This window comes from Tessaracoccus zhenghani (genome assembly GCF_054552775.1).
In genome coordinates, this window is sequence record NZ_CM137275.1 from 1940368 (window position 1) to 1952866 (window position 12499).

Genomic DNA, 12499 nt, shown 5'->3' on the forward strand with positions numbered 1-12499 from the left:
TGCCGGGAATGTTGCTGAGTGAGCTCTCACTCACTACACTCGATCCGTGACCCGCGCGACACCCATGCCCCCACAGGAGCGACGCGCCTCCCTCGTCGAGGCGACCCTCCCCCTCCTCCTCCAACACGGCCCCTCCCTCACCACCAAGCAGGTGGCCGAGGCCGCCGGCGTGGCTGAGGGCACCATCTTCCGTGCCTTCACCTCGCTCCCCGACCTCATCGCCGCCACCACGCGTGAGGCGCTCTCAGCTGCACGTCTGCAGCGGGACATCGCCGCCGTCGAACCAGGCGACACCCTCCTCTCGAAGTCGCACGCAGCCATCGCCATCCTCACCCGGCGCATGGCCGACGTCCGCAACCTCCTCCACACCGTCCACCACAGCCAGGAGTCCGACGGCGGGGCCTGCCTCCGCGACGAACTCGAGGCTCGCCGCGACGAACTCGAGGCCTGGCTGATGGAACAGCTCGAACCCCACATCGACGAACTCTCGATCGAGCCGCAGGCCTACGTCGAGTTCCTGCGCACCATCGCACTGGGCCACGTGTTCAACTACACGCACGGCTCCGCAGCCCTCACCCCCGAAACCCTCGCCTCCCTCGCCCTCACCGGCGCCCGAAAGGCCAACTAATGCTCTCCCGCCTGGCGCGGCTCATCAACCGCTACATCCGCCCCTACTGGGGCCTCCTCTCCATCGTGATCGTGCTGCAGACCATCGCCACCATCATGAGCCTCTACCTCCCCACCCTCAACGCCCGCATCATCGATGAGGGCGTCGTGAAGGGCGACCCCGGCTTCATCTGGGGCACCGGCGGCATCATGCTGCTCCTCTCCGCCGTTCAGGGCGCCGCGCAGATCGGCGCGGTCTGGGCCGGCGCGAACGCGGCCATGCAGTTCGGCCGCGACGTCCGCACCGCAATCTTCAACCGCGCGCTGAGCTTCTCCACGCAGGAGCTCAACAAGTTCGGCGCCCCGTCGCTGATCACGCGCAACACCAACGACGTGCAGCAGGTGCAGATGCTGGTCCTCATGACCGCGGTCATGCTGGTCTCGGCACCCATCACCATGGTGGGCGGCGTGTTCATGGCGCTGCGTGAAGACGCCGGGCTGTCCTGGATCATCCTGGCCGCCGTCGTCATCCTCGGCATCGGCATCGTCGTGCTCATCGTCAACATGGGGCCGCTGTTCGAGAAGATGCAGAAGCGCATCGACTCCCTGAACCGCGTGCTGCGCGAGCAGATCACCGGCATCCGCGTCGTGCGCGCGTTCGTCCGCGAGCCCCACGAGGCCGTCCGCTTCGAGAAGACCAACGCCGAACTGGTGGACGTCACCACCAAGGTGGGTCGCCTCATGGCCTTCCTCTTCCCCTTCGTCGGCTTCATCATGAACATCTCGACGGTGGGCGTGATGTGGTTCGGCGCGCACCGCATCGAATCCGGCGACATCCAGATCGGCCAGCTCACCGCCTTCATCGCCTACCTCATGCAGATCCTCATCTCCGTGATGATGACCACCATGCTGCTGGTGATGGCGCCCCGCGCCGCCGTCTCCGCTGACCGCATCATGGAGGTCCTCGACACCGAGTCCTCCGTCGCCCCGCCCGCCGAACCGCAGCAGGCGACCATGGTGCGCGGCAACGTCGTCTTCGATGGCGTGAGCTTCGCCTACCCGGGCGCCGAGGCCCCCGTCCTCAAGGACGTCTCCTTCACGCTCACCCCCGGCAAGACCACGGCCATCATCGGCTCCACCGGCGCCGGCAAGTCCACTCTGATCAACCTCATCCCCCGCCTGTTCGACGCGACGGGAGGCCGCGTCCTCGTCGACGGCGTGGACGTGCGCGACTACGACCCAGACGACCTCTGGGCCCGCATCGGCCTCATCCCCCAGAAGCCGTACCTGTTCACCGGCACGGTGGGCAGCAACCTGCGCTATGGCAAGCCGGACGCCACCGACGACGAACTGTGGGAGGCGCTCACCGTCGCCCAGGCCGCGGATTTCGTCCGTGAACGCGACGGGCAGCTCGAGTCGAACATCGTCCAGGGCGGCACCAACGTCTCAGGTGGCCAGCGCCAGCGTCTGGCCATCGCCCGCGCGTTGGTGAAGAAGCCCGGCGTCTACGTGTTCGACGACTCGTTCTCGGCCCTCGACGTCGCCACCGACGCCCGGCTCCGCGCCGCTCTGGCGCCGGTGACGCGCGAATCGTCGGTGCTCGTGGTCGCCCAGCGCATCTCCACCATCACCTCCGCCGACGAGATCCTGGTCATGGACCACGGGCAGATCGTCGGCCGGGGCACCCACGAAGAGCTCCTCGAGAGCAACCCGACGTATCAAGAGATCGTCGAATCCCAGTTCAGCGCGGAGGAGGCGGCCTGATGACCGACACGACCACCACCCAGAACCCCGACGACGACATGGCCCTGCCCGTCAAGGCCAACGAGCGCCCCAAGCACGGCCCCGGCCGCCAGATGGGCCCTGGCGGCCACGGCATGGGCACCGGAGAGAAGGCCGCCAACTTCGGCGTGTCCGCGCGGCGACTGCTGCGCCACCTCCGGCCCGAGCGCGCCTGGATCATCACCGCCATCGCGCTGGGCACCCTCTCCGTCGCGCTCGGCGTGGTCGGCCCGAAGATCCTGGGCCTGGCCACCGACAAGATGCTCGAGGGCATCGTCGGCAAGCAGTTCCCGGCCACCGCCACCAAGGAACAGATCATCCAGGGCGCCGAGGCACAGGGGCAGACCGAGTTCGCCGACCTACTCCGCAACCTCAACTTCGTCCCCGGAGAAGGCATCGACTTCGGCGCCATCGGCAGCATCCTGATGCTGGTGCTGGCGTTGTACGTTGCTTCGTTCGCGTTCTCCTACCTCCAGGGCTGGATCCTCAACGGCGCCGTGCAGCGCACCATCTACGACATGCGCCAGCGCGTCTCCGCCAAGCTGGACAGGCTGCCGCTGCGCTACTTCGACAAGCAGCCCCGCGGCGAGGTGCTCAGCCGCGTCACCAACGACATCGACAACGTGTCGCAGACGCTGCAGCAGACGCTGTCGCAGCTGCTCAACTCGCTGCTGATGGTCGTCGGCGTGCTGATCATGATGTTCTGGATCTCGCCGACGCTGGCGCTCGTCGCCCTCGTCAGCATCCCCGTCGCCGTGCTCATCACCGCCATCATCGGCAAGCGCTCCCAGAAGCTGTTCGCGCAGAACTGGAAGTCGACGGGTGAGCTCAACGCCCACATCGAAGAGGCGTTCACGGGCCACGCGCTGGTGAAGGTGTTCGGCCGCCAGAAGGAGGTCGAGGCGGTCTTCGCCGAACGCAACGATGAGCTGTACAAGGCCGGCTTCGGTGCCCAGTTCATCTCCGGCATCATCATGCCGCTGATGTTCTTCGTCGGGAACCTCAACTACGTGGTGATCGCGGTGCTCGGTGGCCTGAGGGTCGCGACTGGCCAGATGAACATCGGCGACGTGCAGGCGTTCATCCAGTACAGCCGCCAGTTCACGCAGCCGCTGACCCAGGTGGCGTCGATGGCCAACCTCATGCAGTCGGGCGTCGCCTCCGCGGAGCGCGTCTTCGAACTGCTGGACGCCGAAGAGATGACCGGGCTCGACACGTTCGCCGAGTCCGGCCAGGCGCAGAGCGCAGGCCAGGCGGGAGCGCCCGGCAACGTGACGGGCCGCATCGAGTTCGAGCACGTCGACTTCTCGTACTCCCCCGACAAGCCGCTGATCCGCGACCTCAACCTGGCCGCCGAGCCCGGCCAAACCGTCGCCATCGTCGGCCCCACCGGAGCCGGCAAGACCACGTTGGTCAACCTCATCATGCGGTTCTACGACCTCGACAGCGGCCGCATCACCATCGACGGCGTGGACATCGCCATGCTCCCGCGCGGCGAGGTGCGCCGGAACATCGGCATGGTGCTGCAGGACACCTGGCTGTTCGGCGGGACGATCCGGGACAACATCGCCTACGGCCGCCCGGACGCCACCCCGGACGAGATCATCGAGGCCGCCAAGGCCACGTTCGTCGACCGCTTCGTGCACTCGCTGCCGGACGGTTACGACACGGTGATCGACGAGGAGGGCTCGAACGTCTCGGCGGGCGAGAAGCAGCTCATCACGATCGCCAGGGCGTTCCTGGCCGACCCTGCGCTGCTCATCCTCGACGAGGCCACCAGCTCCGTGGACACGCGCACCGAGCTGCTGCTGCAGCACGCCATGGCCGCGCTGCGGACCGGGCGCACGTCGTTCGTGATCGCCCACCGGTTGTCCACCATTCGCGACGCAGACCTCATCCTCGTGATGGAGGACGGGGCCATCGTCGAGAAGGGCGACCACCACGAACTGCTGGCAGCCGAGGGTGCGTATTACGACCTGTATCAGTCGCAGTTCGCGGCGGCGATCGAGGACTGACGGGTAGATCCGCGCAGCGCCGGCGAGCGCCGGAACCCCCGGGCACGGGGGGCCTGACCCAGGGCCCCACGGGTCCGGGGGTTCCTTCGTTCTAAACTGCGCCCACCCTTTGGGGTGGTTTTCGGGGCGGGACGCTGGCTCGAGCGATTTTGTCAGTGCGTTCTTATTTAATGGTACGTATGAACGAGACGCGCGAGGTGTTGCTGCAGGGCATGGCTGCCCTGTGGCAGGACATCGGCTCGCTGGGCCTGGACCCGGCAGCCGACGTCCAGCGTCGCGCCCAGCTCGCGGCATTGCTGGACGAGTTTCAGGCGCAGGCCGCGGGTGCCCGGCTGCGGCTGCTGCACGACGCACGCCTGGCAGCCGACGACGCATTGGTGGAGCGGGTGCGGCAGTCGGTGCGCACCACCACCGCGCAGGCCACCGCATCACTGAAGCTCGCCATGGATCTCGGGGAACGCTTCCCGCTCATCGCGTCCGCGTTGAACGACGGGGAGCTCTCGTTGGCGCAGGCCGAAGCGATCATCTCCGGGCTCCGAAAGCTCCCCAACGCCGTAACACGTGCGGAGTTGGTGAAGTGCCAGGAATCGGTGCTGGCGGAGGTTCACAACCTCGGCCCGGACGAGTTGCGGGAGCTGGCCAGTCACGTGTTCCGGGTGATCGACCCCGACGGCGCCGAAGCCGAAGACAAGAAGAGGCTCGACGCCCAAGACCGCGCCGCCCACCGCAGCCGGTTCCTGATCATCACCCCGGATCATCACGGGTCCTCGCGGTTCAGCGGCCAGCTCCCCACCGCCCAGGTAGAACTCCTCGCCGCGCAGTTGGACGCGGTGGCGCCGCCGGCGTCGTCGTACCGCGACTCGGATGAACCCTCCGGGCCCGCAGTGCGGCGCGCCGACGCGTTGATGATCCTGGTGCAGACCGCGGCCGCCACCGGGAAGCTACCCGCCCACGGCGGAGACCGGCCCCAGGTCCACATCACCGTCAACTACGACACCCTGCTCACCGGGCTGGGCCGCGTCGACGTCCTCGGCGGCCACAGCCAGGGCGGCCTATCCGCCGCCGACGCCCGCCACCTGGCCTGCGATGCGGATCTGATCCCCGTCGTACTCGGCACCCACTCCCAACCCCTGGACGTCGGCCGCAAACACCGCCTGTTCCCCACCGGGATCCGCACAGCCCTCGCACTGCGCGACGGAGGCTGCGCGTTCCCCGGCTGCACCGCCACACCACGGGCCTGCGAAGCCCACCACATCGTCCCCTGGTGGGCAGGCGGAGAATCGTCGATCACCAACGCAGTGCTGTTGTGTGCACACCACCACCGGCTGGTCGAACCAGACCCACACCAATCAGCCGAATCACAATGGCAGGTCCACCTCGACCCGGACACCGGAAAGCCGTGGTTCACCCCACCCCGGCATGTCGATCCGGCCCGGAGACCCAGGCAACACCGAAGGCACCTCCTACGCGAACACCTCACCTCCACCAAGGCACCACCCTGCCCAGATGAACCCGACACCGCCGAACCGGAAGGCACCGAGGCCGTCGTCACGGGGCATGAACCTGTGGACCGGCCTGCAGACTTCAGCCACCTCGACGACCTCGTCGCGAGAACAGCCGCAATCTGGCAACCCGTTTGAGGCGGCGCTCTCCCACGCCGTGGGGAAAGTGAGGTACCCAGCGTGCGTTTCAACACCGGGCTTCCTCGCCGTCCTTCACGTTCGCCAACAGCATCCCTCCAAGACAAGGAAACAACAATGACGGAGACAACCACCACCCGCGAAGCCGATGTGGCAAGCAGAGATCTCGCCCACACTGGTACAGCCGCAGCCCGCACCGACCCACTGCTGCTCGCTCTGGTGCGCACGTTCAATAGTGCAGATGCCGATTGCGCGCTGAGCATCACCCTCAGCGTCCAGGGGGAGATCATCACGGGCACGCTCATCGGAGTCAGGCAATGGGCGACGTTGGCCGCGCAGCAACTGCGCCAGAGCAACGTCGCCGGCGGAGGACTGGAACTCGTAGCGGCAGCCATTGAAAGGACCTTCGCGCCAACGGAAGAAGACCCCGAACGAGCCGCGCCGGGAGACGAGATCCACCTCATGGACGCTGCCTACTTCGGTTCCGGCTCTCCGCTCCCTCCGGAGGGGAACCTGCTTTGGCGCGGCAAGCTCGCCAGCGTCGACGGATGGCACTGGGGCACCTACCTCGGCTGACGTGAGCCCGGGGAGCCATGCACTCTCCCCCAACCTGCCGCTGCGGGCTGGCCCAGGGAGCGAGAACGTCCGCGATAACGAAAGCACTGGCGGCGGCCCAGGCCTGGGGGTGGCAGCTCACGGGGCACGGCATCAGGCTGAGGACCTCCTCGGCAACCCGTGCCTCGGAGGACGTCTCGGGCGACTGCTGGGTTTGACGCCGTCCTTGGCCTCAAAGTCAGCGCTGAGCGCAGCAGTGATAGCCAGTGCTGGGTTTGAAGCCCCACCGCGACTTGATTAGTTTAACTTTCAACCGTATACTGGAGGCATGACTCTCGCACCCGAAACGCGCATGGGCCGCCTCGAGCTGCGCGTCCGCGACCTGAAGCAGCAGCTCGCCTTCTACACCGACGGCGTGGGCCTCGTCCCGCTCTCGGACGAGCCCGGCGCCGTGACGCTCGGCCTGGGTCAGACCCCCATCGTCCGCCTCACCGAATCCCGCGACCTGCGCTCCGCGCCGCGTAGCGCCGCCGGCCTGTTCCATACAGCCGTGCTGTACAACGAGCTGCCGGACCTGGCCCGCACCCTGGTGTCGATGTACACCAAGTACCCCGAGACCTATGCCGGCACGGGCGACCACCTGGTGTCGCAGGCGTTCTACTTCACAGACCCGGAGGGCAACGGCGTCGAGCTCTACCACGACCGCCCCCGCGACGAGTGGACCTGGATCGGCGACCAGGTGCAGATGAGCACCCTCTACATCGACCCCGAGAAGTTCGTGCGCACCCACCTCACGGACCAGCCCACCAGCCAGGCGGGCGAGCTGGGCCACGTGCACCTTCAGGTGGGCGACGTGGCGTCGGCCCAGAAGTTCTACGTCGACGCACTGGGGTTCAACCAGACGTTCCTGCTCGGCGGCCAGGCGCTGTTCGTGTCCGCCGGCGGCTACCACCACCACATGGCGATGAACGTGTGGAACTCCGCCGGCGCCGGCCCCCGCACCAACACGCTGGGCATGGGCGTCGTGGACATCCTCGTGCCCACCGTCGACGAGGTCGCCAAGGCCGACGAGCGGCTGCGGGCCGCAGGCTTCACCGGGTCGCACGACGGGCGCACCCTCACGGTGCTCGACCCGTGGCGCAACGAGATCCGCCTGACGGCCGACGTCTGACGAACCCAGGGAGACGCCCAAATCCAGATTCGGTGTCACTCATGACCCCAGATCTGGATTTGGCATCCCGGGGCCCGCGATAGCCCCCATAGCGGCCCTCAGCGCGCAAGAATGGGTCATCCTCCCGAAAGGACTCCCCATGACCGATCTCTGGAGCCAGGACCCCCGGTACGCGCTGCGGGTCACACCCGATTTCGACCTGGCCACGTTCGACCGCAACTCCACCCCGGGCTGGGAGGGCAGCAAAGACGACGCCGAGGAGTACATCGCCGGCAACGAGAAGCTGCTGAACGAGCTCCAGGAACGGTTCTTCGCCCACGGTCGCTCCGGCGGCACGAAGAAGATCCTCGTCGTGGTGCAGGGCCTCGACACCGCGGGCAAGGGCGGCATCGCCCGCCACGTCTTCGGGCTGTTCGACCCCCAAGGCATCCGGCTCACCAGCTTCGGGGTCCCCACCGAGGAGGAGCGCGCCAACCACTACCTGTGGCGCGTCGAGAAGGCTCTGCCCCCGCCCGGCCTCATCGGGCTGTTCGACCGCTCCCACTACGAGGACGTGCTCGTCGTGCGCGTGGACGGCATCGTGGAGGAGGACGTCTGGTCCAAGCGCTACGACGAGATCAACGAGTGGGAGCAGAAGCTCGTCGACGACGACACCGTGGTGTTGAAGTTCGCCATGATGGTCTCGAAGGACGAGCAGGCCAAGCGACTGATGGAGCGCATCGACCGGCCGGACAAGCGGTGGAAGTACAACCCCGGCGACCTCGACACCCGAGCCAAGTGGGACGAGTTCCAGGAGGCCTACGCGGACGTCTTCCGCCTCACCAGCACCGGCTACGCGCCGTGGATGGTGTTGCCGGCGGACCGGAAGTGGTACTCCCGGTTGGCGGTCACCGAGATCCTGCTGCGCACCCTCATCGACATGAACCTGCGCTGGCCGGAGCCCGAGGAGGGGTGGACGCCGGAGCGGGAACGCGCCCGCCTGGCGGAGACCATGAGCACCGAGGCGCTGGCCGAGGATTTCGCCGACACCGAGGAGACCGTGCGCGACGCGATCGACAACAGCCTCGAAGTGTCCGAGGACGCGGCCCGGATCCGCACCCAGGCCGAGCCGCAGGACGTGCGGGAGACCGCCGTCGCGGACGTGGAGGCGAAGCGGGCAGCGCTCCTGGCGGATCTCGACGCGACGCTGGCGCACAAGAGGGAGTTGCTCGACCAACGCGGTAGCGGCGTCGGGGAATAGGACTTAGACGAGTTCGACGGGGCGTTCCAGCGCGGTGCGCTCGTCGTCGGGCAGGTACCCCATCAGCAGCCTCAACGCGTCCACGCGGACGGAGCTCTCGACGCCGTCGATCTGGCGCAGCATGTCTGCGGCGATGACCTCTGCCTGCGTGCTGCGCGGCGTGTACTGCCATGCGCGGGCGACCAGCTCGCGGTCCACCAGTTCCTTCTTCGCCAGACGGTCGAGCACGGTCATCACAGTCGTGTACGCGAGCTCCCGCTCTTCGGAGAGCTTGGCGTGCACGTCGGCGACACTCATGGGCGCTTGTGCGGCCCAGAGCACCTCCATCACACGCTGCTCGAGTTCACCCCTGGATGACATGGGCCAAGCATAGGCGCTACTCGCCCCAGTTTTAGCGACAGGTTGTCGAAGTACGACGCAAAGTAGTACCGTGCGGCCATGGATCCTGTGATTCTCGCACGGTGGCAATTCGGGATCACCACCGTCTACCACTATCTCTTCGTCCCCATCACGATCGCCATGTCCATGCTCGTGGCCGTCCTCCAGACACTGTGGGTGCGCACCGGCAAGGACGCCTACCTGCGCCTCACCAAATTCTTCGGCAAGCTCTTCCTGATCAACTTCGCGTTGGGTGTCGTGACCGGCATCGTGCAGGAGTTCCAGTTCGGCATGAACTGGTCCGAGTACTCGCGCTTCGTCGGCGACGTCTTCGGGGCGCCGCTCGCGCTCGAGGCGCTGCTGGCCTTCTTCCTCGAGTCCACGTTCCTGGGCCTGTGGATCTTCGGCTGGGACAAGCTCCCCAAGTGGCTGCACCTCATGGCCATCTACATGGCCGCGTTCGGCACCATGCTGTCGGCGGTGTTCATCCTCGCGGCGAACTCGTGGATGCAGCACCCCGTGGGCACCATCTTCAACAACGGCCGCGCCGAACTCGACGGCGTCGACGGCTTCCTCCAGGTGCTGACCAACCCGGTGTTCCTCGTCACGTTCCCCCACGTCATCTTCGCTGCCTACATGGTGGCCGGCGGCCTGCTGGCCGCCATCGGCGGCTGGCACCTGGCCAGGATCAACCGCGACGGCGAGGCCAAGGCCGGCGACACGCAGGCCTACCGGTTCGCCACCAAGTTCGGCGCCTGGGTGCTGCTCGTGGCCTCCGTCGGTGTCATCTTCACCGGCGACCTCCAGTCCAAGATCATGACCGAGGTGCAGCCCATGAAGATGGCCGCCGCCGAGGGACTGTTCTACACGGAGGAGAACGCCTCGTTCTCCATAGTGACGATCGGCAACCTGGAGGGCACGGAGGAAGTCTTCGCCATCAAGATCCCCGGCCTGCTGTCCACCCTCTCGGGCCACGAAACGGTCAAGGGCATCAACAACCTGCGCGACGAGTACGCCGCCAACGGCTTCCAGCGCTTCGACGAGACCAAGACCACGCTCCAGACCCAGTACGCGGCCGAACTCCAGGCCAACTACGAGGTGGACCCCATGCCCAACGTGGCCGTGTCCTACTGGACCTTCCGGCTCATGATCGGCCTGGGCTTCATCGGCATCGCGATCGCGGCCTTCACCCTATGGAGCGTGCGCAAGGACCGCCTGCCGAAGTACAGCCTGCTCTGGACGCTGCTCATGTTCGCCATGCCGCTGCTGCCGCTGTTCTCCAACTCGTTCGGCTGGATCTTCACCGAGATGGGCCGCCAGCCGTGGCTGGTCGCCGGCGTGCTGCCCACCCAGGCAGGCGTCTCCGCCTCCGTCTCGGCGGGCGAGGTGCTGTTCTCCATGATCGTGTTCACCCTCCTCTACGGCGGCCTGGCCGTCCTCGAGGTGTGGCTGTTCCTCAAGTACGCGAAGGCCGGTCTCCCAGAGGTCGCCCCCGTCGAGGTACAGACGGATGCCGACGCCCCGATGAGCTTCGCTTACTGACAGGTTGAGACATGTTGAATCTGCTTGAAACCACCGTTCAGACCCCGATCCTCGTGGCCGTCTGGTTCGTCCTGGTCGCCGTCCTCTGGATCGGCTTCTTCTTCCTCGAAGGCTTCGACTTCGGCGTGGCCATGCTCATCCCCGTGTTCGGCAAGAACGAGAAGGAGAAGCGCGTCATCGTCAACACCATCGGCCCCCTGTGGGACGGCAACGAGGTGTGGCTGCTGACCGCGGGCGGCGCGATGTTCGCCGCCTTCCCCGGCTGGTACGCGACGACGTTCTCCGCGTTGTACCTGCCGCTCCTGCTCGTGCTCGTCGGGCTGATCCTGCGTGGCGTGGCGTTCGAGTACCGCTCGAAGCACCACGACTCGAAGTACCGCTCGATGCTCGACTGGTTCGCCACCATCGGCTCCTTCATCCCGTCGCTGGTGCTCGGTGTGGGCTTCGCCAACTTCGTCGTGGGTCTGCCGCAGGCCACCGTCGACACCCCCGTGGGGCCGGCGCCGCTGTTCGACGGCACCTTCTGGGGCCTCTTCGGGCCGTTCGCCCTGCTCGGCGGCGTGCTGCTCGTGGTGCTGTTCCTGGTGCACGGTTCGATGTTCCTGGCACTGAAGACCAGCGGCATCATCCACGACCGGGCCAAGGCGTTCGCGTCGAAGGTCGGCTGGCTGGCCGCGGCGCTCGTCGCGCTGTTCGTGATCGGGCAGAACATCTTCTGGCCGGCCACCTCCGAGTTCGGCGACTTCTCGATCTTCGCCTGGGTGGCCGGGGCGGTCGCGATCATCGCGATCGTGGCGGGGACGCTGCTGATCACCAAGGGCCGTGACGGCTGGGGCTTCATCTCCACCGGCATCACCGTGGTGGCGCTGTTCGTCGGGATCTTCCTGAAGATGTACGGCAACCTGGGCTTCGCCCAGAACGAGACCATCGCCGTGGCCGAGCGCCTCACGATGCTGTCGGCCGCGTCGTCGCCCACCACGCTGACCATCATGACCTGGGCAGCGGTGATCTTCGTTCCCATCGTGATCGCCTACCAGAGCTGGAGCTACTACGTCTTCAGCAAGCGGATCTCGACGAAGAACATCCCCGACGAGGTCCACGTGGCCGCCTGACTCGGATCCGCCTTGCGGAAACGTCCCGATCCGCCCACATTCGGGCGATCGGGACGTTTCCGCAAGGACAAGTTTCACAACCCTGATACCCATGGGGGTATTCTGAGTCTGTGCGCACGTTATTCCTCGCCCTGATCCTGGCCCTGACAGCCCTCCTCGCCGCGTGCGGTGACGAGGCCCCCTCCGAGTTCCCCGCCGACGCCGTCTTCCTCGACGTGCGGACCCCCGACGAGTACGACGCCGGGCACGTCGACGGCGCCCGCAACATCGACTTCTACGCCCCTGACTTCGCCGACCAATTGGCGGAGCTGCCCCGGGACGCCACCTACGTCGTGTACTGCCAGAGCGGCAACCGCTCCGGCCAGGCCAAGACTGCGATGGACGAGTTGGGCTTCACCGACGTCATCGACGGCGGGGCGTACTCCAGCCTGAGCTGACCCGCCCTGACCGGGTCCAGC

At 66.8% G+C, this 12499-nt stretch carries 11 protein-coding genes; 10 read left to right on the forward strand and 1 reads right to left on the reverse strand.

Annotated features, from left to right (window positions below; all coding sequences use genetic code 11):
* Positions 1-46 precede the first annotated feature (46 nt).
* The 7 genes from ACX1DX_RS09250 (at position 47) to ACX1DX_RS09280 (ending at position 9009) form a co-directional block, all read left to right on the forward strand.
* Positions 47-628 (forward strand): TetR/AcrR family transcriptional regulator, encoded by a 582-nt coding sequence (locus ACX1DX_RS09250; protein WP_459396366.1) that lies wholly within the window; start codon positions 47-49, stop codon positions 626-628.
* Positions 628-2370, forward strand: coding sequence for an ABC transporter ATP-binding protein (locus ACX1DX_RS09255; protein ID WP_459396367.1), 1743 nt, complete (start codon positions 628-630; stop codon positions 2368-2370). The genes ACX1DX_RS09250 and ACX1DX_RS09255 overlap by 1 nt, the downstream gene beginning before the upstream one ends.
* A complete protein-coding gene (locus ACX1DX_RS09260; protein WP_459396368.1) occupies positions 2370-4403 on the forward strand; it encodes an ABC transporter ATP-binding protein in 2034 nt (677 codons plus the stop codon). The genes ACX1DX_RS09255 and ACX1DX_RS09260 overlap by 1 nt, the downstream gene beginning before the upstream one ends.
* Positions 4404-4582: 179 nt before the next feature.
* The gene (locus ACX1DX_RS09265; protein WP_459396369.1) at positions 4583-6043 is read left to right on the forward strand and encodes an HNH endonuclease signature motif containing protein; all 1461 of its coding nucleotides are present in this window, start codon (positions 4583-4585) and stop codon (positions 6041-6043) included.
* A 117-nt stretch (positions 6044-6160) separates the two neighbouring features.
* Positions 6161-6619 carry a GvpU-like protein gene (locus tag ACX1DX_RS09270; RefSeq protein ID WP_459396370.1) on the forward strand — a complete coding sequence of 153 codons (459 nt, stop codon included), beginning with the start codon at positions 6161-6163 and terminating at the stop codon, positions 6617-6619.
* A 307-nt stretch (positions 6620-6926) separates the two neighbouring features.
* Positions 6927-7769 carry a VOC family protein gene (locus ACX1DX_RS09275; protein WP_459396371.1) on the forward strand — a complete coding sequence of 281 codons (843 nt, stop codon included), beginning with the start codon at positions 6927-6929 and terminating at the stop codon, positions 7767-7769.
* 139 nt (positions 7770-7908) lie between these two features.
* Entirely contained in the window at positions 7909-9009 is a 1101-nt protein-coding gene (locus ACX1DX_RS09280) for a PPK2 family polyphosphate kinase (RefSeq protein ID WP_076062810.1), read from the forward strand.
* 3 nt (positions 9010-9012) lie between these two features.
* On the opposite strand, the gene ACX1DX_RS09285 is transcribed toward ACX1DX_RS09280, so the two are convergent.
* Positions 9013-9369, reverse strand: a complete 357-nt coding sequence (locus ACX1DX_RS09285) for a BlaI/MecI/CopY family transcriptional regulator (protein WP_076062813.1) — start codon at positions 9367-9369, stop codon at positions 9013-9015.
* A gap of 78 nt (positions 9370-9447) precedes the next feature.
* On the opposite strand from ACX1DX_RS09285, the gene ACX1DX_RS09290 reads away from it, so the two are divergent.
* The 3 genes from ACX1DX_RS09290 (at position 9448) to ACX1DX_RS09300 (ending at position 12478) form a co-directional block, all read left to right on the forward strand.
* Positions 9448-10929 carry a cytochrome ubiquinol oxidase subunit I gene (locus ACX1DX_RS09290; protein ID WP_076062817.1) on the forward strand — a complete coding sequence of 494 codons (1482 nt, stop codon included), beginning with the start codon at positions 9448-9450 and terminating at the stop codon, positions 10927-10929.
* Positions 10930-10940: 11 nt separating this feature from the next.
* Complete coding sequence (gene cydB, locus ACX1DX_RS09295; protein WP_459396372.1) at positions 10941-12041, forward strand: cytochrome d ubiquinol oxidase subunit II; 1101 nt, start codon at positions 10941-10943, stop codon at positions 12039-12041.
* Between the two features lie 110 nt (positions 12042-12151).
* Positions 12152-12478, forward strand: a complete 327-nt coding sequence (locus tag ACX1DX_RS09300; RefSeq protein ID WP_459396373.1) for a rhodanese-like domain-containing protein — start codon at positions 12152-12154, stop codon at positions 12476-12478.
* Positions 12479-12499: the final 21 nt, after the last annotated feature.

Excerpts from the sequence above, each read along its gene's own strand:
- ACX1DX_RS09260 (WP_459396368.1), top strand. The coding sequence starts at position 2,370 with ATGACCGACACGACCACCACCCAGAACCCCGACGACGACATGGCCCTG.
- cydB (WP_459396372.1), top strand. The coding sequence starts at position 10,941 with ATGTTGAATCTGCTTGAAACCACCGTTCAGACCCCGATCCTCGTGGCC.
- ACX1DX_RS09280 (WP_076062810.1), top strand. The coding sequence starts at position 7,909 with ATGACCGATCTCTGGAGCCAGGACCCCCGGTACGCGCTGCGGGTCACA.
- ACX1DX_RS09285 (WP_076062813.1), bottom strand. The coding sequence starts at position 9,369 with ATGTCATCCAGGGGTGAACTCGAGCAGCGTGTGATGGAGGTGCTCTGG.
- ACX1DX_RS09270 (WP_459396370.1), top strand. The coding sequence starts at position 6,161 with ATGACGGAGACAACCACCACCCGCGAAGCCGATGTGGCAAGCAGAGAT.
- ACX1DX_RS09290 (WP_076062817.1), top strand. The coding sequence starts at position 9,448 with ATGGATCCTGTGATTCTCGCACGGTGGCAATTCGGGATCACCACCGTC.
- ACX1DX_RS09265 (WP_459396369.1), top strand. The coding sequence starts at position 4,583 with ATGAACGAGACGCGCGAGGTGTTGCTGCAGGGCATGGCTGCCCTGTGG.
- ACX1DX_RS09275 (WP_459396371.1), top strand. The coding sequence starts at position 6,927 with ATGACTCTCGCACCCGAAACGCGCATGGGCCGCCTCGAGCTGCGCGTC.
- ACX1DX_RS09255 (WP_459396367.1), top strand. The coding sequence starts at position 628 with ATGCTCTCCCGCCTGGCGCGGCTCATCAACCGCTACATCCGCCCCTAC.